At 70.7% G+C, this 20343-nt stretch carries 20 protein-coding genes; 10 read left to right on the top strand and 10 right to left on the bottom strand.

Going from position 1 to position 20343, the window contains the following annotated elements; all coding sequences use genetic code 11:
- Positions 1-8: 8 nt before the first annotated feature.
- From KGA65_RS18500 to KGA65_RS18540, 9 genes are all read right to left on the bottom strand, one after another.
- Positions 9-434 (bottom strand): YidB family protein, encoded by a 426-nt coding sequence (locus tag KGA65_RS18500; protein ID WP_225864593.1) that lies wholly within the window; start codon positions 432-434, stop codon positions 9-11.
- Between the two features lie 138 nt (positions 435-572).
- Positions 573-1298: a 16S rRNA (uracil(1498)-N(3))-methyltransferase gene (locus KGA65_RS18505; protein WP_225864594.1), complete on the bottom strand. Its 726-nt coding sequence runs from the start codon at positions 1296-1298 to the stop codon at positions 573-575.
- A 41-nt stretch (positions 1299-1339) separates the two neighbouring features.
- On the bottom strand, positions 1340-1900 hold the full coding sequence (locus tag KGA65_RS18510) for a hypothetical protein (RefSeq protein ID WP_225864595.1): 561 nt from the start codon (positions 1898-1900) through the stop codon (positions 1340-1342).
- Between the two features lie 51 nt (positions 1901-1951).
- Positions 1952-3643 carry a long-chain-fatty-acid--CoA ligase gene (locus KGA65_RS18515; RefSeq protein ID WP_225864596.1) on the bottom strand — a complete coding sequence of 564 codons (1692 nt, stop codon included), beginning with the start codon at positions 3641-3643 and terminating at the stop codon, positions 1952-1954.
- A 115-nt stretch (positions 3644-3758) separates the two neighbouring features.
- Positions 3759-4496, bottom strand: a complete 738-nt coding sequence (locus KGA65_RS18520; protein ID WP_225864597.1) for a 5'-methylthioadenosine/adenosylhomocysteine nucleosidase — start codon at positions 4494-4496, stop codon at positions 3759-3761.
- A gap of 37 nt (positions 4497-4533) precedes the next feature.
- Positions 4534-5958, bottom strand: a complete 1425-nt coding sequence (locus KGA65_RS18525) for an NAD(P)(+) transhydrogenase (Re/Si-specific) subunit beta (RefSeq protein ID WP_225864598.1) — start codon at positions 5956-5958, stop codon at positions 4534-4536.
- Positions 5955-6167 carry a hypothetical protein gene (locus tag KGA65_RS18530; protein WP_225864599.1) on the bottom strand — a complete coding sequence of 71 codons (213 nt, stop codon included), beginning with the start codon at positions 6165-6167 and terminating at the stop codon, positions 5955-5957. The genes KGA65_RS18525 and KGA65_RS18530 overlap by 4 nt, the downstream gene beginning before the upstream one ends.
- Positions 6164-6478: an NAD(P) transhydrogenase subunit alpha part 2 gene (locus tag KGA65_RS18535; protein ID WP_225864600.1), complete on the bottom strand. Its 315-nt coding sequence runs from the start codon at positions 6476-6478 to the stop codon at positions 6164-6166. The genes KGA65_RS18530 and KGA65_RS18535 overlap by 4 nt, the downstream gene beginning before the upstream one ends.
- A 35-nt stretch (positions 6479-6513) precedes the next feature.
- The gene (locus tag KGA65_RS18540; protein WP_225864601.1) at positions 6514-7647 is read right to left on the bottom strand and encodes a Re/Si-specific NAD(P)(+) transhydrogenase subunit alpha; all 1134 of its coding nucleotides are present in this window, start codon (positions 7645-7647) and stop codon (positions 6514-6516) included.
- Positions 7648-7840: 193 nt separating this feature from the next.
- Between KGA65_RS18540 and KGA65_RS18545 the strand changes: the two genes are divergently transcribed.
- From KGA65_RS18545 to KGA65_RS21120, 8 genes are all read left to right on the top strand, one after another.
- A complete protein-coding gene (locus KGA65_RS18545; protein WP_225864602.1) occupies positions 7841-8332 on the top strand; it encodes an NUDIX hydrolase in 492 nt (163 codons plus the stop codon).
- 45 nt (positions 8333-8377) lie between these two features.
- Positions 8378-9490: a tRNA 2-thiouridine(34) synthase MnmA gene (gene mnmA / locus KGA65_RS18550; protein WP_225864603.1), complete on the top strand. Its 1113-nt coding sequence runs from the start codon at positions 8378-8380 to the stop codon at positions 9488-9490.
- 386 nt (positions 9491-9876) lie between these two features.
- The gene (locus tag KGA65_RS18555; protein ID WP_225864604.1) at positions 9877-10773 is read left to right on the top strand and encodes a substrate-binding domain-containing protein; all 897 of its coding nucleotides are present in this window, start codon (positions 9877-9879) and stop codon (positions 10771-10773) included.
- 104 nt (positions 10774-10877) lie between these two features.
- Positions 10878-14231, top strand: coding sequence for a GLUG motif-containing protein (locus KGA65_RS18560; protein ID WP_225864605.1), 3354 nt, complete (start codon positions 10878-10880; stop codon positions 14229-14231).
- A gap of 50 nt (positions 14232-14281) precedes the next feature.
- Positions 14282-15988, top strand: coding sequence for a ShlB/FhaC/HecB family hemolysin secretion/activation protein (locus KGA65_RS18565; protein WP_225864606.1), 1707 nt, complete (start codon positions 14282-14284; stop codon positions 15986-15988).
- A 15-nt stretch (positions 15989-16003) separates the two neighbouring features.
- Positions 16004-16447: a TonB-system energizer ExbB gene (gene exbB, locus KGA65_RS18570; RefSeq protein ID WP_310740989.1), complete on the top strand. Its 444-nt coding sequence runs from the start codon at positions 16004-16006 to the stop codon at positions 16445-16447.
- Positions 16444-16830 carry an ExbD/TolR family protein gene (locus KGA65_RS18575; RefSeq protein ID WP_225864607.1) on the top strand — a complete coding sequence of 129 codons (387 nt, stop codon included), beginning with the start codon at positions 16444-16446 and terminating at the stop codon, positions 16828-16830. Before exbB ends, KGA65_RS18575 begins: the two co-directional genes overlap by 4 nt.
- Positions 16827-17585 carry a TonB family protein gene (locus KGA65_RS21120; protein WP_310740990.1) on the top strand — a complete coding sequence of 253 codons (759 nt, stop codon included), beginning with the start codon at positions 16827-16829 and terminating at the stop codon, positions 17583-17585. Before KGA65_RS18575 ends, KGA65_RS21120 begins: the two co-directional genes overlap by 4 nt.
- A gap of 22 nt (positions 17586-17607) precedes the next feature.
- On the opposite strand, the gene KGA65_RS18590 is transcribed toward KGA65_RS21120, so the two are convergent.
- Positions 17608-18189, bottom strand: coding sequence for a thioredoxin domain-containing protein (locus KGA65_RS18590; protein WP_225864608.1), 582 nt, complete (start codon positions 18187-18189; stop codon positions 17608-17610).
- Between the two features lie 149 nt (positions 18190-18338).
- Here KGA65_RS18590 and KGA65_RS18595 point away from each other — a divergent pair, with 149 nt between their 5' ends.
- Both KGA65_RS18595 and KGA65_RS18600 read left to right on the top strand, forming a co-directional pair.
- Complete coding sequence (locus KGA65_RS18595) at positions 18339-19643, top strand: efflux RND transporter periplasmic adaptor subunit (RefSeq protein WP_225864609.1); 1305 nt, start codon at positions 18339-18341, stop codon at positions 19641-19643.
- Entirely contained in the window at positions 19644-20342 is a 699-nt protein-coding gene (locus tag KGA65_RS18600) for an ABC transporter ATP-binding protein (protein ID WP_225864610.1), read from the top strand. It begins immediately after the preceding gene.
- The last annotated feature ends 1 nt before the right edge of the window (position 20343 follow it).

Consider the following 20343-nt stretch of genomic DNA (forward strand, 5'->3'; position numbering starts at 1 on the left):
GGGGGCGCTCAGCCCTTGAGCAGGCCGCTCAGCCCACCCAGCAGGCTGCCCAGATCGGGCGCCTCCGCGGGCGTGGCGGGCAGCTGACCCTGGGGTGTCATCCGGTTCACCAGTTCCGGCAGCAGCTGGGCCAGCTGGCCCAGCATCGCCTGGCCCTGGGGCCCCTGGGCCTGCTGCAGCAGGCCGGCCAGCGCCGGGTGGCCACCCAGCACCGACTGCAGCTGCTCGGCGCTGATCGGCAGGTTCTGCCCGTTCGAGATCCAGGAGCCGATGACCTGACCCAGGCCCCCCTGCTCGAACTGCTGCACCAGCCCGCCCAGGCCACCGCCCGGTGCGTTGCTGTCCAGCAGCTGGCTGGCCAGGGCCATCAGGTCGTTCTGGCCGCCGCCGGCCGCGCCGTTCAGCAGGCCATTCACTGCATCCAGCAGTCCCATGGGGTTCTCCTTCCTGAGAGATTGATGATCGAGGTCGGGAGCATGGCCCGCCCGCGTGTCCCTGTCACGTCCGGGGCGATGGCGCGGCGGGTGCGGTGTGCCAGAGGTCCGGCCGGCGTGGCGTGCACGCCGCAGGGGTCAGCCGCCGGCCAGGGCCAGCAGGCTGAGCGCGGCCAGCGGGGCGGTGTCCGCGCGCAGCACACGCGGCCCCAGGCTGAGCGGCTGGAAGCCGGCTTGACGGGCCAGGTCCTCCTCGCGCGGGTCCAGCCCGCCCTCGGGGCCGGACAGCAGCAGCACCGGCCCGCGGGCCTGTAGCAGCGTGGCCGGGCCGGCGGCGTCGGGGCCGAAGCTCAGCACCTGGCACAGGCCCGTGGCCGTCGCAGCCTGGGCCAGCCAGGCGTCGAAGGACTGGATGGAGGCCACGGCCGGCACCCGGGTGCGGCCGCTCTGTTCGGCCGCGGCCTCGGCCACGCCCTGCCAGTGGGCGCGGCGCTTCTCGGCCCGCTCGCCGGAGAGCTTCAGCACCGAACGGGCGCACATCAGCGGCTGGATCGCGTACACACCCAGTTCGGTGGCTTTTTCCACCAGCGTGTCCATGCGCTCATTGGCGGGCATGCCCAGCGCGATGGTGACCGGGCAGGCCAGCTCGCGGTCGGTGGCCTGGTGGGGGCCGATGGCCAGATCGACGTCCTGCCGGCCCATGCGGGTGACGGTGGCGGCCCATTCGCCGCCCTGGCCGTTGAAGACGATCAGCGCATCGCCCGGTTGCAGGCGCAGCACCTGGATGTGGCGGGAGGCCTCGGGCGGCAGGGTCAGGTCGGCGCCTTCGTGCAGCGGCGCGTCAAGGTGGACTCGGACAGGCATGGGCCGAGAGTGTGCCAGCCCCGGCACCGGGTGGGCCAGGCTCAGCCGGCCGCGCGCAGGGCGTCGAGGAACTGACGCAGCGCCGCCGGGCCATGGTCGTCGTGCAGGCCCTGGGCGAAGCGGCGGGCCAGGGTGCGCAGTGCGGCGAGGTCGGCCGCCCGCTCCACCTCCAGCGTGAAGCGGTAGCCCTTCAGCAAGCCCAACTGGCCCTTGGCCTGGGCGGTGAGCGTGTCGTAGAGCGGGGTGTAGTCGGCCGCGTCGATGCATTGCTGCGCGTCCTGCAGCGACCCGGTGGCAGCCTCGATGCCCGTTGGGGTGAGGCTGCCGGGCACCGTGTCGGCGGGGCTGCTGTCGCTGCCGTCCGGGCGACGGGCCGGGCGGGCCACGGCCGCGCCCGGGGGCGCGGTTTCGGCGATCAGGCCGGCGTCGAGCAGGGCGGTCAGGTCGGTGCCGGCCAGGCCCCGGATCTGCTGCAGCCAGACCTCGCCAGGCTGGCTGTCATTGATGACCAGCAGCAGGTTGCGCACCGGCCGCGACAGGGCCAGGGTCTTGGACTGGATCTCCGCGTGGCCCGCGGGGGTCTTGACGTAGCGCTTGTTCATGGTGCCAGCAGCCGGGGAGGCGCGCGGCACCGCGCACCGGGAAACCTGGGGTCAGCGCGCCGGCGTGGCGGGCCGGTCGCGCAGTTCGCGCCGCAGCACCTTGCCCACCGGCGTCTTGGGCAGGTCGCTGCGGAACTCCACCAACTTGGGCCGCTTGTAGCCGGTCAGGTTGGCTTCGCACCAGTGCCGCACATCGGCCTCTGTCACTGCGGGGTCCTTCTTCACGATCACGACCTTCACCACCTCGCCGGCCTTCTCGTCGGGAACCCCGACGGCGGCACACTCCATGATGCCCGGCATTTGGGTGATCACGTCCTCGACTTCGTTAGGGTAAACGTTGAAGCCGGACACCAGGATCATGTCCTTCTTGCGGTCGACGATGCGGAAGTAGCCGCGCTCGTCCACCATGCCCACGTCGCCGGTGCGGAAGAAGCCGTCGGCGGTCATCACGCGGGCGGTCTCGTCCGGGCGCTGCCAGTAGCCGGCCATCACCTGCGGGCCGCGCACCGCGATCTCGCCGGCCTGGCCGGCGGGCACCTCGTTGCCCTCGTCGTCGAGCAGGCGCAGCTCGGTGTTGGGCACCGGCATGCCGATGGTGCCGCTGTAGGCGCTGGAGGTGGTGGGGTTGCAGGACACCACCGGCGAGGTCTCCGACAGGCCGTAGCCCTCGCAGATCGGGCAGCCGGTCTTCTCCAGCCACAGCTTGGCCGTGGCCTGCTGCACCGCCATGCCGCCGCCCACCGACATCTTCAGGTGGCTCCAGTCCACCTTGTCGAAATCCGGGTGGTGGGCCATCGCATGGAACAGGGTGTTGACCGCAGGGAAGCTGTGGAAGCGCTCGGTCGACAGGGTCTTGAGCGTGCCGGCGATGTCGCGCGGGTTGGGGATCAGGATGCCGCAGCCGCCCATGCGCAGGCCCAGCATCATGTTCGTGTTGAAGCCGAAGATGTGATAGAGCGGCAGCGCGCAGATGGTGACCACCTGGCCCTCGTCGGCCACCCGGTCGATGGCCGGGCGGTACCAAGCTTCGGACTGCAGCACGTTGGCCACCAGGTTGCGGTGCAGCAGCACCGCACCCTTGCTGATGCCGGTGGTGCCGCCGGTGTACTGCAGCACTGCGATGTCGTCCGGCCGCACGGTGACCGGCTTGAACACGGTGCCGCGGCCCTGGGCGATGGCGTCGTTGAAGCGCACCGCGTCGGCCAGCTGGAACTCGGGCACCATCTTCTTGACCCGGCGCACCACGTGGTTGACCACCGCGCCCTTGATCCAGCCCAGCATGTCGCCCATGGCGGTCAGCACCACGTGGTCCACCACCTTGGCATGGGCCTGCGCCGCCTGCAGCGTGGCGGCGAAGTTCTCCATGATGACGATGGAGCGGGTGCCGGCGTCCTTGAGCTGGTGCTCCAGCTCGCGCGGGGTGTAGAGCGGGTTGACGTTGACCACCACCATGCCCGCGCGCAGGATGCCGGCCACCACCACCGGGTACTGGGGCACGTTGGGCATCATCACGGCCACCCGGTCACCGGGCTGCAGGCCGCTGGCCTGCAGGTAGGCCGCGAAGGCGCGCGAGAGCTCGTCGACCTGGGCGTAGCTGAAGCTCTTGCCCATGAAGCGGTAGGCCGGCAGCGCCGCGTGCTTGCGGAAACTCTCCTCCAGCAGCGCGACCAGCGAGGGATAGACCGACACGTCGATCTCGGCCGGCACGCCGGCCGGGTAGTTCTTCAACCAGATTCGTTCCATCCCCAGGACTCCATTCGATGCGGGCCAGATCGTAATCGAACGATCGTTCGAAAATACGTCGACTGCGGGAAATCCCGGGGGGTGGCCCCGGGCCGTGGCGCTGGGCGCGCAGCCCTCAGCCGGCCTGCAGGGCGGCCAGCACGATGTCGCGCGAGTACGGTGCGGCCACCTGGCGCAGAAAGCGCGGGAAGTCCACGTGCGCGTCGTCGTCGGCGCGGTCGGAGATGCTGCGCAGCACCGCGAAGGGCCGGCCGAAGTCGTGGCAGACCTGGGCCACGGCCGCGCCTTCCATCTCCACCGCCAGCGCGTCGGGCAGGTCGGCGCGCAGGGTCTGGACCTCGGCCTGCGAGGACACGAAGCGATCGCCGCTGAGCACCAGGCCGCGGTGCACCTGGGGGGCCTGTACGCCGAAGGCCGACAGGGCGGCCGGCGGGGCCTCGCGCAGCACCCGCCGGGCGGCTGCGGCCAGCCGATCGGTCAGCGCGGCATCGGCCGGAAAGCGGCTGCGGCCGGTGAACGGCACCTCCCAGCGCGGGAACAGCGGCGAGGCGTCCATGTCGTGCTGCAGCAAGGTGTCGGCCACCACCACGTCGCCCACCGCCACGTCGGGGCCGATGCCGCCGGCCACGCCGGTGAACAGCAGCTCGCTGACAGCGAAACGGTCCAGCAGCAGCGCGGTGGTGGTGGCCGCGGCCACCTTGCCCACGCCGCACAGCACCAGGAGGGCGTCGTGACCGGCCAGGCGCCCGCGGTGCAGCGTGCGGCCGGCCAGGGTCTGGGTGTGGTCGACGTCCAGCCGCGCCTGCAGCGCGGCCAGCTCGTCGGGCAGGGCGCTGACGATGGCGAGGGTCATGCCGGCATGGTACGCGGGCGCTCCCGCGCCCCCGCCCTCACTCGACGGCCTTGACCATCTCCTCGACCACCTTCTTGGCGTCGCCGAAGACCATCATCGTCTTGTCCAGGTAGAACAGCTCGTTGTCCAGGCCGGCGTAGCCCGCGGCCATCGAGCGCTTGTTCACGATCACCGTCTTGGCCTTGTAGGCCTCCAGGATGGGCATGCCGTAGATGGGCGAGCCCTTCTGCAGCGCGGCCGGGTTCACCACGTCGTTGGCGCCCAGGATGATGGCCACGTCGGTCTGGCCGAACTCGCCGTTGATGTCCTCCATCTCGAAGACCTGGTCGTAGGGCACCTCGGCCTCGGCCAGCAGCACGTTCATGTGGCCGGGCATCCGGCCGGCCACCGGGTGGATGGCGTACTTGACCGTGATGCCCTTCTCGGTGAGCTTCTCGGCCAGCTCCTTGACCGCATGCTGGGCGCGGGCCACCGCCAGGCCGTAGCCCGGCACGATGACCACCGTCTCGGCATTGCCCAGGATGAAGGCCGCGTCGTCGGCGCTGCCGCTCTTGACCGCGCGCTGCACCTGGCCGCTGGCGCTGACGGTGGTCGCATCGCCACCAAAGCCACCCAGGATCACGTTGATGAACGAGCGGTTCATCGCCTTGCACATGATGTAGCTGAGGATGGCGCCCGAGCTACCCACCAGCGAGCCGGCGATGATCAGCATGCTGTTGTTCAGCGAGAAGCCGATGCCCGCGGCCGCCCAGCCCGAGTAGCTGTTGAGCATGGACACCACCACCGGCATGTCGGCGCCGCCGATCGGGATGATGATCAGCACGCCCAGCACGAAGGCCAGGGCCAGCATGCCGAAGAAGGCGCCCCAGCTTTCGGTGGCCATGAAGGCCAGGCCCAGGCCGACGGTGGCCAGGCCCAGCACCAGGTTCAAGAGGTGCTGGCCGCCGAACTGCACCGGCGTGCCCTGGAACAGGCGGAACTTGGACTTGCCCGAGAGCTTGCCGAAGGCGATGACCGAGCCGCTGAAGGTGATGGCACCGATGGCCGCGCCCAGGAACAGCTCCAGCCGGTTGCCGGCGGGGATGGGGTCGCCCTTGGCCAGGCCGTGCAGCAGGGCGCCGGGCTCGGCCACGGCGGCCACCGCGATGAAGACCGCGGCCAGGCCGATCATGCTGTGCATGAAGGCCACCAGCTCGGGCATCTTGGTCATCTCCACCCGCTGGGCCATGATGGCGCCGGCGCTGCCGCCGACCAGCAGGCCGACCAGCACCCAGGACAGGCCCAGGGGGGAGCCGGCCAGCTTGGCGATCAGCGCGGCGGTGGTGAGCACCGCGATCGTCATGCCGGTCATGCCGAACACATTGCCGCGGATCGAGGTGGTGGGGTGGGACAGGCCTTTCAAGGCCTGGATGAAGCAGACGCTGGCGATCAGGTACAGCAGCGTCACGAGGTTCATGCTCATGCGGAACTCCCGGGCGGGTTCTGGGCAGAAGAGGATGTGGCGATGGCCTGGCGGACCTGGCGCACGACGAGGGCCTCGAGGGCCAGCGTGACGAGCGCAGCCAGCGCGCCCGCGGGGCGGGACTCGGCCAGCTCGGCCACGACCACGCCGACGAAGCTGGCGTTGATCAGGCCGACGACGAAGACGACGGTGAGGACCAGGGCCTTCACGCGCTGACCTCCGGCTTCTTCTTTTCCTTCTTCTTGAACATCTCCAGCATGCGGCGGGTCACGAGGAAGCCGCCGAAGACGTTCACCGCGGCCAGGGCCACGGCCAGCACGCCCATGGTCTTGCCCAGGGGGGTTTCGGTCAGCGCGGCGGCCAGCATGGCGCCCACGATGACGATGGCGGAAATCGCGTTGGTCACCGCCATCAGCGGGGTGTGCAGCGCGGGCGTGACGGTCCACACCACGTGGTAACCCACGTAGATGGCCAGCACGAAGATGATCAGGTTGATCAGGGTCGGGGACACGGCGTCCATGGCAGGGCTCCGATTGATTCAGGGGTGAAAGAGGTTCAAGCGCGCAGCACGGCGCCGTCGCGGGTCACCAGGCAGGCGGCCACGATGTCGTCGTCGGCCGGGATCGTCAGCGCGCCGCCGTCCTTGGGCAGCACCAGCTTGAGGAAGTCCAGCACGTTGCGGGCATAGAGGGCCGAGGCATCGGCGGCCACCAGCGCCGGCAGGTTGGTCTCGCCGACGATGGTCACGCCATGCTTGACGACCGTGCGGCCAGCCTCGGTCAGCGGGCAGTTGCCGTCCGTGCCGCCCGGGCCCTTGCCGGCGGCGATGTCCACGATCACCGAGCCCGGCTTCATGGCCTGGACCATCTCCTCGGTGATCAGCACCGGTGCGGCGCGGCCGGGGATCAAGGCGGTGGAGATCACCACGTCGGCCGCCGCCACGCGCTTGGCCACCTCGGCCTTCTGGCGCGCCAGCCAGCTCGGCGGCATGGGCCGGGCGTAACCGCCCACGCCCTCGGCGGCCTCCTTCTCCTCGGCGGTCTCGTAGGGCACGTCGATGAACTTGGCGCCCAGCGATTCCACCTGCTCCTTCACCGAGGGCCGCACGTCCGAGGCCTCGATGGTGGCGCCCAGGCGCTTGGCGGTGGCGATGGCCTGCAGGCCCGCCACGCCCACGCCCAGGATGACGACCTTGGCCGCCTTCACCGTGCCGGCCGCGGTCATCAGCATCGGGAAGAACTTGCCGTAGCGGTCGGCCGCCATGATGACCGCCTTGTAGCCGGCGATGTTGGCCTGGCTGGACAGCACGTCCATGCTCTGGGCCCGGGTGGTGCGGGGTGCCGCCTCCAGCGCGAAGCTGGACAGGCCGGCGGCGGCCATGGCCGCCAGGCCGTCCTTGTCGAAGGGGTTGAGCATGCCCACCAGGGCCGTGCCGGGCTTCATCAGGGCCAGCTCGTCGGCCGAGGGGCGCTGCACCTTCAGCACCAGCTCGGCGCCGAAGGCGCCGTTGCGGTCCGTCAACGTGGCGCCGGCAGCCTCATAGGCGGCATCGGGCACGCTGGCCGCCAGGCCGGCGCCGGCCTGCACTTTCACGCCATGGCCTTGGGCCACCAGCTTCTTGACCGTCTCGGGCGTGACGGCCACGCGGGTCTCTCCAGCCGCTGTTTCCAGCGGCACACCGATCCACATGGGTCTCTCTCCTCGTTCCTGCACTCGGGTGGGTGGGCGCGGCCCGTCGTGTCGCGGTCCGTCGTTGACGGCCAGCTTACAGGCAATGCGGGGTCTGTGGCGGGGCCGTGGACGGGCTGTCGCACCGGGCCGACGCCAGGGGCCTGCCACCCCCCAGAACGGAGGTGGATTTCAGGCTGGTTACCATGCAGGCATGGGTGCCTCCCGCTGGAAACCGAACGTCACCGTGGCCGCCGTGATCGAGCGCGACGGCCGCTTTCTGCTGGTCGAGGAGATGACCTCCCGCGGCCTGCGCCTGAACACGCCGGCCGGCCATCTGGAAGCCGGCGAGAGCCTGCTCGATGGCGTGGTGCGCGAGGTGCTGGAGGAGACCATGCGCCCCTTCCAGCCCCAGGCGCTGGTGGGCATCCAGATGGGCCGGCTGCCGCCGCGCGGCGACGAGGACATCACCTTCCTGCGCTTCGCCTTCGCCGGCACGGTGGCCGAGCCGGTGCCCGGGCGCGTCTACGACAGCCCGGTGGTGGCCAACCACTGGCTGAGCTGGGACGAGCTGCGGGCCAGCCGCGAACGCCATCGCAGCCACTTCGTGCTGGACAGCATCGGCCTGTACCGGGCCGGCCAGCGCCACCCGCTGGAACTGCTGCACACCGACCCCAGCGTCTACACCGGCGGACCCGCCGCCTAAGCCCCACCCGGGCCAGACCGGCCCCGGCTTTTTACAATCCGGGACATGGCTTCACAACGTGTGGTCGTCGGTCTGTCCGGCGGCGTCGATTCCTCGGTCTCTGCCTGGCTGCTCAAGCAGCAGGGCTATGAGGTCATCGGCATCTTCATGAAGAACTGGGAGGACGACGACGACGGCGAGTACTGCTCGTCGCGCCAGGACTTCCTGGACGCCGCCTCGGTGGCCGATGTGCTGGGCATCGAGATCGAGCATGTCAACTTCGCGGCCGAGTACAAGGACCGTGTCTTCGCCGAGTTCCTGCGCGAGTACCAGGCCGGCCGCACGCCCAACCCGGACGTGCTGTGCAACGCCGAGATCAAGTTCAAGGCCTTCCTGGACCACGCGATGCGGCTGGGCGCCGACAAGATCGCCACCGGCCATTACGCCCGGGTGCGCGAGGTGGACGGCCGCTTCCAGCTGCTCAAGGGCCTGGACCCGCTGAAGGACCAGAGCTACTTCCTGCACCGGCTCAACCAGGCCCAGCTGTCCAAGACCATCTTCCCGGTGGGCGAGCTGCCCAAGACCGAGGTGCGCCGCATCGCCGCCGAGATCCAGCTGCCCAACGCCAAGAAGAAGGACTCGACCGGCATCTGCTTCATTGGCGAGCGGCCCTTCCGTGACTTCCTCAACCGCTACCTCAGCAACCAGCCCGGCCCCATCCTGGACGACCGCGGCCGCCAGCTGGGTGAGCACGTGGGCCTGTCCTTCTACACCCTGGGCCAGCGCCAGGGCCTGGGCATCGGCGGCGTGAAGGAAAAGAAGTCGCAGCGCGGTGGCGGTGAGCACGCCCCCTGGTACGTGGCCCGCAAGGACCTGGAGCGCAACATCCTCTACGTGGTGCAGGGTCACGACCACCCCTGGCTGCAGTACCGCAGCCTGGTGGCCGACGACACCAGCTGGGTGGCCGGCGAGCCGCCGGCGGCCGGCGCCATCGCGGCCAAGACCCGCTACCGCCAGGCCGATGCGCCCTGCACGCTGGCGGCGGGTGCCGGGGCCAGCTTGCAGCTGGACTTCGCCGAACCGCAGTGGGCCGTCACGCCTGGCCAGTCGGCCGTGCTGTACGACGGCGAGGTCTGCCTGGGGGGCGGGGTGATCGCCAGCGCCGAACGCTGGCGCTGAACGCCTGCCGGCGGACCGCGCCGCAGTCGCGGGGCCGTGGCATGTCGCGCTGTATTGTTTTGTACATAGCGTGTGCGTCAGACGTCACAAATGCGACAGCCACGGCAGCGCCATGCCCCCTGGGAAGGGGGCTCCCGAGGGAGCGCGATCTCTGGCATGCCGATTGCTGAGGGTTTTCCCGTTCGTTGTATAGAAACATAAATAACGAACCCATCCGGCATCCCCATCAGGCCCACCGCGGGGCCATCGGGGGTGGGCGGAGACGTCGCCGGGGAACTTGGGAAACCCCGGCAGGACATCGTCGAGCAGTGCTCCCTTGAGTCGCTCCAGGTCACAGGGGCCTGCCCCGGCACGCCTGGAGATTTCGAATGTTCTCAGGAGAAATCATGTTCCGCATTTCCATGGGCAAACGGTTGTTGGGGGGGGCGGCCATCGCGCTGGCCCTGGGGGCGTCCGGCGCCCAGGCCGCCACGGTCAAGGTCGCGGTGGCGGCCAACTTCCTGGCGCCGCTCAACGCATTGGTCACCGCCTACAAGGCGGCGGGCTGGACCTACTCCAGCTCCACCTTCACCGTCACCTCGGGCGCCACCGGCGATCTCGCCTCGGCCATCAGCAATGCCGTCACCGCCGGCGGCGCGACGCCGTACGACCTGCTCTTTGCCGCTGACGACACGACCCCGGCCGCCTTGGCCAGCACGCTCAGCAGCTATGGGGTGGTCCAGACGCCGTACTTCTATGCACAGGGCAAGCTGGTGCTGTGGTCCAAGTACGGTCCCGATGTCAGCACCGCCGGCTATGCCGGCTTTCCCTCGCCCGCCGGCCATGCCTATGCCAATGGTCAGGTGGCCATTGCCAACCCGAGCACCGCGCCCTACGGCACGGCCGCGCAGCAGGTGATGGCCCGGGTCACCGGCATCACCTACCCAGGTGGCAGCTACGACGCCAAGTTCTCCCAGTACGCGACCATCACGTCCACCTACAACGCGGTCAATGCCAGCACGGGGGCCACGTCCTATCCCAACCTGGGGTTTGTCGCCAAGTCGCTGCTGTGCGATGCGAGCACCGGGGCCATCCGCAGCACGCTGACCGGCAGCTACTACGAGTACACGCCCTCGGCGGTGGACGGCGGGGCGCCGCACGACCGCCTGCTGCAGAACGCGGTGGCCATCCGCGGCCGCAGCGGGGCCAGCGATGCCGCGGTGGACGACTTCTCGGCCTATGTCCAGACGGCGGCCGCCAAAACCATCATTCAGAGCTACTGCTACCTGACGACGTCGTCGTGATGACGACGGGGCGCCGCCGGCATGGGCGGTGCCCTCTGCTGCCCGGTGCGGCGGCCCGAATCGTCCCGCAAAAGAAGAGCGCGCTGCGCAAGGAGGATCCACAGATGAGCAGACCGTCATTCACCCCGCGCCAGCTCTGCCTGGCCATCGCCGCGCTGTGCTGCACACCGTCCTTGTGGGCCGCGCCCCAGGGCGGCGTGGTGACCCGCGGCAGCGCCACCATCGCCCAGAGCGGCGGGGTCACCACCGTCCACCAGTCCTCGCAGAAGGCCGCCATCAACTGGCAGAGCTTCAGCATCGGCGCGCAGGAAACGGTCAACTTCAACCAGCCCAATGCCTCGTCCGTCCTCCTCAACCGGGTGATCGGCAACGAGACCAGCGTGATCGACGGGGCCCTGCATGCCAATGGCCAGGTCTTCCTGATCAACTCGAATGGCGTGCTGTTCAGCCAGGGCAGCAGCGTCAGCACGGCGGGCCTGGTGGCCAGTACCCGTGACATCAGCGATGCGGATTTCGAGGCCGGGCGCCATGTCTTCCAGGGCGATGGCGCTGGTGCCGTCGTCAACCTGGGCACGCTCAACGTGGGAACCGGCGGCTACGTGGCCTTGCTGGGCCAACAGGTGCGCAACGAGGGCGTGATCGTGGCCACCCGGGGCACGGTGGCCCTGGCCAGCGGCAACAAGATCCGCCTGAACTTCAACGGCGATTCATTGCTCAGCGTCAGCCTGGACCAGGGCGCACTCGATGCGCTGGTGGACAACCGGGGGGCCATTTATGCCGATGGCGGCGCGGTGGTCCTCACCGCCCAGGCCGCCGACGAACTGCTGGGCAGCCAGGTCAACCACAGCGGCATCATCCAGGCCCGCACGCTGGACGATCTCCAGGGCGACATCCTGCTCCATGCCATCGGCGGCACCACCCAGGTCTCCGGCACGCTGGACGCCTCGGCGCCCACCGGCGGCGCTGGCGGGCGCATCGAGAGCTCCGGGCGGTCCGTCCGGGTGGCCGACGGTGCGGTCATCACCACCCAGGCCGCCCACGGCGCGACAGGCACCTGGACCATCGACCCCGATGGCTTCACCGTGGGCGCGGAGGGGGACATCAGCGCGGGCACGCTCAGCACCCTGCTGGCCACCAACAACATCACGCTGGCGTCCACCAGCGGCAGCGGCTCGGACGGCGACCTCCACATCAACGATGCGATCGGCTGGTCGGCCGACACGCTGCTGACCCTGACCGCCACCCACGACATCGCCATCAACGCCCCCATCACCGCGACCGGGACCCAGGCCGGGCTGGCTCTGAACTACGGGGGCGACTACCGCATTGACACCGACGCCGGCGCATCGGTGACCCTCCGTGGCGCCAACGCCAGCCTCAGCCTGAACGGCACGGCCTACACACTGGTGCATGACATGGCGGCCCTGGCCGTGCTGGACGATGTGCGTGGCCTGGCCGCTGGCCACTACGCTCTGGCCGAGGATCTGGACGCGTCCGGCACCCCCTACAGCGCCGCGCTGGTGAATACGCTGTCGGGCACCCTGGCGGGCCTGGGCCACACGATCAGCCACCTGACCCTCTCCGAGGCCTATGGCGGCACCGACAACCTGGGCCTGGTCGGCCTGATCACCAGCACCGGCACCGTCCGGGACCTGGGGCTGGTCGATGCCCAGGTGGACGGCCCCTTGTACGTCGGCGCGCTGGCGGGCGAGAACGACGGCACCATCCGCAACAGCCACAGCAGTGGCGCGGTGTCCGGCTACATCAACGTTGGCGGTCTGGTGGGCACCAACATCGGCAGCATCTCCCAGTCCTCCTCCAGTGCCACGGTCTCCGGCGCCCAGGTCGACTATGGCTCCGGCCTCGAAGGCTATTACAGCGCGGTGGGCGGTCTCGCGGGGGAAAACTACGGCAGCATCACCGATGCCCATGCCAGCGGCGATGTCACCGTGCTCAGCGCCGACCTGGGCGCCAGCGCCACCTACATCGGCGGCTTGGTGGGCTACAACGGCAACGGGGTGCTCACGCGCACCCATGCCACCGGCGATGTGACCACCACGTCCAACGCCTATGACGTCGGGGGCCTGGCCGGGATCAGTGCCGGCAGCCGGGCGGCCATCATCGACTCCTCTGCCACCGGCAACGTCACCGGGGGCAACCACGTGGGCGGGCTGGTGGGCAGCAACAGCTATGGCGCCAGCATCAGCGGCTCGTCGGCGGCCGGCACGGTGACCGGCCTGTCGACCGACAGCCCTGCCGACGTGGGCGGCCTGGTCGGCGAGAACCTGTCGGGCAGCACCATCACCCGCTCGTCTGCCACTGGCGAGGTGACCGGCAACAACAGCTACATGGGCGGGCTGGTGGGCAGCAATGGGGGCAGCGTCTCGGATTCCTATGCCACCGGCAATGTGGACCCCACTGGCAACAACAGTGCGGGGGGGCTGGTGGGCACGAATGCCGGGCAGATCAGCGGCTCCCATGCCACCGGGGATGTTTCCGGAGAGTACGTGGGGGGCCTGGCCGCCCTCAACAACGGCAGCATTGCCGATTCGTATGCCACCGGCAACGTGACGGGCAGCTACGCCGCCGGGGGCCTGGTGGGGGGCAACACCGGCACCATCACCGGCTCCAGCGCCTCGGGCGCCGTGGATGGGGCGTACTACGCCTCGGGAGGGCTGGTGGCGGTCAACAGTGGCAGCATCAGCGACTCCACCGCCACCGGCGTGGTGACGGGGGCCACGGCGGTGGGCGATGACAAGCTGACGGGCCGCAACACCGGCACGATCACCCACAGCAGCTACCACGACGTGGCCGCGGAGGCCGCCGCAGCCCAGGCCGCGGCAGAGGCAGCGGCACAGGCCGAGGCGGAAGCTGCAGCGAAGGCGGCGGCCGAGGCGGCTGCAGCGCAGGCCGCTGCCGATGCGGCGGCCAAGGCGGCGGCGGACGCAGCGGCCCAGGCGGCCGCGCAAGCCGCGGCGCAGGCAGCCGCCCAGGCAGCCGCGCAAGCCGCGGCGGAGGCAGCAGCCCAGGCAGCCGCGCAAGCCGCGGCGGAGGCAGCAGCCCAGGCGGCCGCGCAAGCCGCGGCAGAGGCAGCAGCCCAGGCGGCCGCGCAAGCCGCGGCGCAGGCAGCGGCCCAGGCAGCCGCGCAAGCCGCGGCAGAGGCGGCGGCCCAGGCGGCTGCGCAGCAGGCAGCCCTGCAGGTGCGGGTGCAGCGTGGCACGGGCCAGGCCGCCCAGGCCATGGCCGAGGTGCAACGCGCGACCCGCCAGGGGACGGACGCGCCGAGCGAGGCGGCCCGTGGGCAACCGCGCGCTGCGGCCCTGGACAGCCATCTGGTCATCAGCGAGCCGGGACGCTTCTCCGCCCATATCCGGCGCATCGAGGTGGATGGCGAGGTCTATGAACTGGACGACAGCAACACGGCGCCGGCCACTTCCCGTCCGGCGGTCCAGCCATGAGCCGCCGGTTGCTGGTTCCTTCCCCCCTCTTGACGTCAATGCGGTCTGCCATGCGTGTTCCGTCCTTTCGCTTGGGTTGGTCTGGCCGCTGGTGGGTCCCGCTGGCCTTGTCCGTGGGGGCCGGGGCCGGCCAGGCGCAGACGGTGACGCCGCCGCCCTACGGCATTGGCGATGCGCTGAAGGCCGTCCAGCCCGAGCGCACCCCGGCGCCGGCCCAACCGCCCGCACCGGTCATCCAGACCCGCGAGGAGGCGCCGTTGAGCCTGCCCGACGGTGCCACGCTGACACTCAAGGCCTTCCGCTTCGAGGGGGCCGAGTTCATCGACGAAGCCGAACTGCAGGCCGAACTGGTCTCCTTCCTGAACCGCCCCCTGCGCATGGTCGACATCGAGGCCGCCGCCGGTCGGATCACCGCGCTGTACCGCCAGCGTGGCTACCTGGTGGCGCGCGCCTATGTGCCCCGGCAGGACGCGCGCGCGGGCACGCTGCTGCTGCGCGTCCTGGTCGGGCACTTCGGGCAGTTCTCGCTGAAAAACCGGTCCCGGGTCGCCGATGACCTGGTCCGGCCGGTGTTCCAGTCGCTGCAGGGTCAGGGCGCGGTCACCCGCGCCGGTCTGGAGCGCGCGATGCTGCTGGTCGGCGACATGCCCGGGGCGTCGCTGCCGCGGTTGACGGTGGGCCCGGGCCAGGCGCCGGGCAGTTCGGACTTCGAGGTCGAGGTGGATGCGGGCCCGCGGGTGGCCGGCTATCTGCTGGGCGACAACCAGGGCTCGCGCTACACCGGCCGGAACCGTTTCAGCCTGGGGCTGGACGTCAACTCCCCCTTGGGGGGCGCCGACCGCCTGTCGCTCAACGCGATGAATGCCGAGGGCGGCGGTCTGGTCAGTGGTCGGCTGGCCTACAGCGTGCCGCTGGGCAGCGACGGCCTGCGTGCCGAGCTGGCGGGCAGCAAGACCACCTACGAGCTGGGCAGCGTCTACCAGGACCTGGGCGCCAGTGGCACGGCCGACAGTGCGGAGGCCACCCTGAGCTATCCGGTGCTGCGCGGGCGGATGCAGAACCTGGTCGTCAGCCTGAACCTGGCGGCCCGCCATCTGCGCGACGACATCGACGCCGATCGGTCCCGCAACCCCAAGGACGCCACCGTGGCCACGCTGGGTCTGCAGCACGAGGCCTGGGGCAGCCTGTTCAATGCGCCCAGCTACAGCCAGGTCACCCTGGGCCTGACCGTGGGCGAGCTGGACTTCACCGACGCCGCGCAGCGGGCGCTCAACGAGGCGGGCGCCAGCACCGGTGGCGCCTTCGCCCACCTGAACCTGGGCCTGCAGCTGCGGCTGAACCTGAACCCGGCCTGGACCGCCAGCGCCCAGCTGACGGCCCAGAAGGCCCTGCACAACAAGAACCTGGACAGCAGCGAGCAGATGAACCTGGCCGGGCCCAACGGCGTGCGGGCCTACCGCGAGGCAGTCAGTGGCGACAACGGCTGCGTGGTCAGTGCCGAGCTGCGCTACGCGCTGCCCGTGCTGGCGGGCCTCAGCCAGTCCCTGGGCGTGTTTGGCGACGCGGGCCGGGTGGCCCTGCAGGACGGCGGCTACACCACCGTCCGCGCCCACCACCTGGCCGACCTGGGCCTGGGCTGGGCGGGGCGCTGGGGCGACTGGGTGGGCAAGCTGCAGGTGGCGCGGGCCGTCGGGGCCGCGCCGGAGGACGGCAGTGGCAAAACCCGCGTGCTGGCCCAGGCCGGGCTGGCGTTCTGACCCAGGAGGATGGACATGAATCTCAATGGCTTGAGCGGTGTGATCGACTACGGCGTGATCGGTCTGCTGGGCATGCTGAGCGTGCTGGTGGTGGCCATCGGCCTGGAGCGCGTGCTGTTCTTTCACCGGCTGGACCTGCGCAGCGTGCCGGACCGCCCCTCGCTGGAGCTGGCGCTGACCCGCAAGCTGTTCGTCATCGCCTCGGTGGCCAGCAATGCGCCCTACCTGGGCCTGCTGGGCACGGTGCTGGGCATCATGCTGACCTTCTACAGGATGGGCCAGGGCGCGGCCGTTGACCCGGGGCAGATCATGATGGGGCTGGCCCTGGCGCTGAAGGCCACCGCGGCGGGCCTGGTGGTGGCGCTGGTGGCGGTGGTGCTCTACAACAGCCTGCTGCGGCGGGTCACGGTGCTCACGCTGCAGTGGCAGATCGGCCGGGCCGAGGGGGCGCCGGCATGAGCAGCGAGAAGTCCTTCGAAAGCCTGAACATGGTGCCGTTCATCGACATCATGCTGGTGCTGCTGACCATCGTGCTGACCACCTCCAGCTTCATCGCCAGCGGTCGCATCCCCATCCAGCTGCCCCAGGCCAGTGCCAGCCCGCCCGCAGCGCGGCCCACCCAGACCATCGCCATCAGCGCGAGCGGGGCGATCCATTACGCCAGCGAGGCGGTCAGCACGGCGCAGCTGCGCCAGCGCCTGGCCGCAGTGGACCGGGCCACCCCGCTGCTGTTGCGGGCGGACCAGGCGGTGTCGCTGCAGCACTTCATCGACGTGGCCGATCTGCTCCAGCAGCTGGGCTTTGCCCAGGTGGCGGTGCAGACCCAGGCCGGGCGGCCGTGAACCCCCTGGCGCCCTCACGCTGGGGTTGGGCCCAGGGGCTGGGGGGCTCCCTGCTGTTGCATGGGGCCCTGCTGCTGCTGGGCCTCTGGGGGACGGGGCGGGTGGCCGCGCCGGTACCGCCACCGCGCCACCATGCGTTGGTGCTGGACCTGGCCGGGCTGGTGGGCACGCGCCAGGTCGAGGCGCAGGCCGGTCCCCGGCACGCCCACCCACCGGCGCCGCCCCGTCCCGCGGCGCCCCGCGTGGCCCAGGCGCCTCGGCCCACACCGCCGGCCCCCAGCCCGGGGGCCCAACGGCCATTGCCGCGCCATCCCACCCCGGCGGTGGCCGAGCCACCCGCGCCATCCCCGATGGTGGCGCCAGTGGGGGCCCAGGCCCCCGTGACGCCCGGGCCGGACGCCACCCCGCCCCACGCGGCGGCGGAGGCGCGGGCGGCGCAGACCATCCGGCCCCGACCACAGGACGAGGCTGCGGCCATCCAGCAGTACCTGCGGGCGCTGCGCCAGGCCATCCAGTCCCGCCTGGTCTATCCGCCCGAGGCGCGGGCGGCCGGTGTCGTCGGCGCGCCAGTGATCCGTTTTGCCATCACCGCCAGCGGCGAGATCCAGCCCGGCTCGCTGGCCCTTCAGGAAAGCAGTGGCCACCCCGTGCTGGATGAGAGGGCGCTGGCCGCCGCGCTGGCCAGTGCGCCGCTGGCGCGCCCGCCCAAGCCCATGAAGGTGGCGATCGCGGTGTCCTTCACGCGCGACCCCTAGCCCCCATGGGCGGGGCGGGGTGTCAGAGCCCCACCATCTGCACGAACTGCGCGGTGTCCATCGCACCTGCCTGGGTGCCGTATTCGCCGGTCTTGGCGTTGCGGAAGACGATCAGTGGCACGCTGTCGCTGCCGATCTGCAGCAGCAGCGCGGTGTTGCCCTTGACCTTTTGCAGCACCGCGTCCGACAGGCCCTCGGCCGGCGTGATGCCGCCCTGGCGGGCCATCAGGCGCTGCTCGTTGAGGGTCATGGCGGCCTTCGGGTCCGGCGCCGAGAGGATGGTCGCCCCCTGGGTGCTGGACTTGGGTTGCAGAAAGCCCACCGGGATCCAGACGATCTTCACCTTGCCGGCCAGCGGCTGGGTGGCCTCCCACAGGTGGGCGCAGTGCGGGCAGGTGGTGTCGAAGAAGACGTACACCGTGTTGGCGGCCATCATCGGCCCCGTCACGAAGCCCTGGCCCTTGGCGGCCAGCCCGTAGGCCTGCTGCGCGGGCAGCTTGGTCACACTCGGCGCGGCGGCCTGGGCGGGGGTCTGGTCACAGGCGGCCAGCGTCCCGGTCAGCAGGGCAGCGACGGTCTGGAGGGAGAAGTCTCGACGGTTCACAACGGGTTCCTTGTGGCGGAAATGCGGGGCACCGGTGTCTGAGCCGGTCCGGATCACGAGGTTCCAACGTTATCAACCCCGCTTTCGTGCACAGGGCCAGGGGGTTTCTCATGGCATGCTTGGCCTCCCCGGATCTGCCCCCTTCGTCCATGGCCGATTTCCCCCCCTCGTCGCCTGCCCCCGCCTCGCCCCCGCCGGCCCATCCCGGCCTGGCCGGGCTCCAGATCCAGCGTGGCGCGGCCGTGCACCGGCGTCGACGGCGCTGGCCGGTGGTGCTGGCGGTGGGCGTGGGCATCGCGGTGGCGGTGGGCCTGTTCGGCCCCCACACCACCGAGGTGCAGGCCACCGCCGTGCAGACGGCCTACGGCTCGCAGCAGTACAACCTGTTGGCCGCCTCGGGCTATGTGGTGGCCCAGCGCCGCGCGGCCGTCGCCTCCAAGGCCACCGGCCGGCTGGTGGACCTGCAGGTGCGCGAGGGCAGCGTGCTCAAGAAGGGCGAGCTGATCGCCCGGCTGGATGCCTCGGACGTGCTGGCCTCGCTGGCCGCCAGCCAGGCTGGCGTGCAGCAGGCGGAGGCCGCGTTGAAGCAGGCCCAGGCCAACCTGGCCCAGGCCCAGGCCCAGCAGGAGCAGGCCGAGGACAACCTGCACCGGGTGCGCGGCCTGGCGGCCGATCACTTCGTCTCGCCCCAGGCGGTGGAGACGGCGCGCACCCAGGCCCAGGCGGCCCAGGCCGCCACCGCCGCGGCCCAGGCCGGCGTGGGCACCGCGCAGGCCGGCATCGCGCAGGCCCGGGCCCAGGTGCAGGTCCAGCAGGTCAACCGCGACTTCACCGAGATCCGCGCCCCCTTCGACTGCGTGGTGCTGGTCAAGAACGCCAATGTGGGCGACCTGATCACGCCCTTCTCCAATGCCTCGGGCACCTCGGGTGCGGTGGTGACGGTGGCTGACATGTCCACGCTGGAGGTCGAGGCCGATGTCTCCGAATCCAACGTCGCCCAGGTCAAGCCCGAGCAGCCGGTGGAGATCACGCTGGACGCCATCCCCGGCGTGCGCTTTCGCGGCAGTGTTTCGCGCATCGTGCCCACGGTGGACCGGGCCAAGGCCACGGTGATGACCAAGGTGCGTTTCGAACAGCTGGACCCGCGCATCCTGCCGGAGATGAGCGCCAAGGTCAGCTTCCTGTCCCAGGCCGTCAGCGCCGCCGACCAGCAGCCGGTGCTGGCCGTGCCGCCGCAGGCCATCGCCATCCGCGATGGGCACGAGGTGGTCTTCCGCGTCGGCGCCGACGACAAGGCCAGCGCCGTCACCGTGGCCAAGGGCCGCACCCTGGGCGACGTGGTCGAGCTGCGCCAGGCCGGCGGGCTGAAGGCCGGTGACCGCCTGGTGCTCTCGCCGCCCGAAGGCCTGAAGGACCAGGCCCGGGTCAAGGTGGCCGCCGCGGGAGCCAAGTGAATGGCCGCTGACCCCACGCCGCTGATCCGCATCCGCTCGCTGGGCAAGCACTACCGGCGCGGCGACCAGACCATCCCCGTGCTGCTGGACATCCACCTCACCGTGATGCCCGGCGAGTTTGTCGCGCTGATGGGCCCCTCCGGCTCGGGCAAGAGCACCCTGCTCAACCTGATCGCCGGCATCGACAGCCCCAGCAGCGGCACCATCGAGATCGGCGGGGTGGACATCGCCACCCTCAGCGAGGGCCAGTTGGCCGACTGGCGGGCCCAGAACGTGGGCTTCATCTTCCAGTTCTACAACCTGCTGCCGGTGCTCAGCGCCTGGGAGAACGTGGAGCTGCCCTTGCTGCTCACCCCGCTGTCGGCGCGCGAGCGGGCCGAGCGGGTGGAGGCGGTGCTGGCCATGGTGGGCCTGAGCGACCGCGCCGAGCACTACCCCAATGAACTGTCCGGTGGCCAGCAGCAGCGCGTGGCCATCGCCCGCGCCCTGGTGACCGACCCGGTCCTGATCGTGGCCGACGAGCCCACCGGCGACCTGGACCGCGTCACCGGCGAGGAGGTGCTGACGCTGATGGACGCGCTGGTGCGCGAGCTGGGCAAGACCATCGTGATGGTCACCCACGACCCCAAGGCCGCCGCCCGGGCCCACCGCATGGTGCACCTGGAAAAAGGCGTGCTGGTGGACGAGGCGCCGGCGTAGA

This window comes from Ideonella benzenivorans (assembly GCF_020387415.1).
GTDB classification, from domain to species: domain Bacteria; phylum Pseudomonadota; class Gammaproteobacteria; order Burkholderiales; family Burkholderiaceae_C; genus Ideonella; species Ideonella benzenivorans.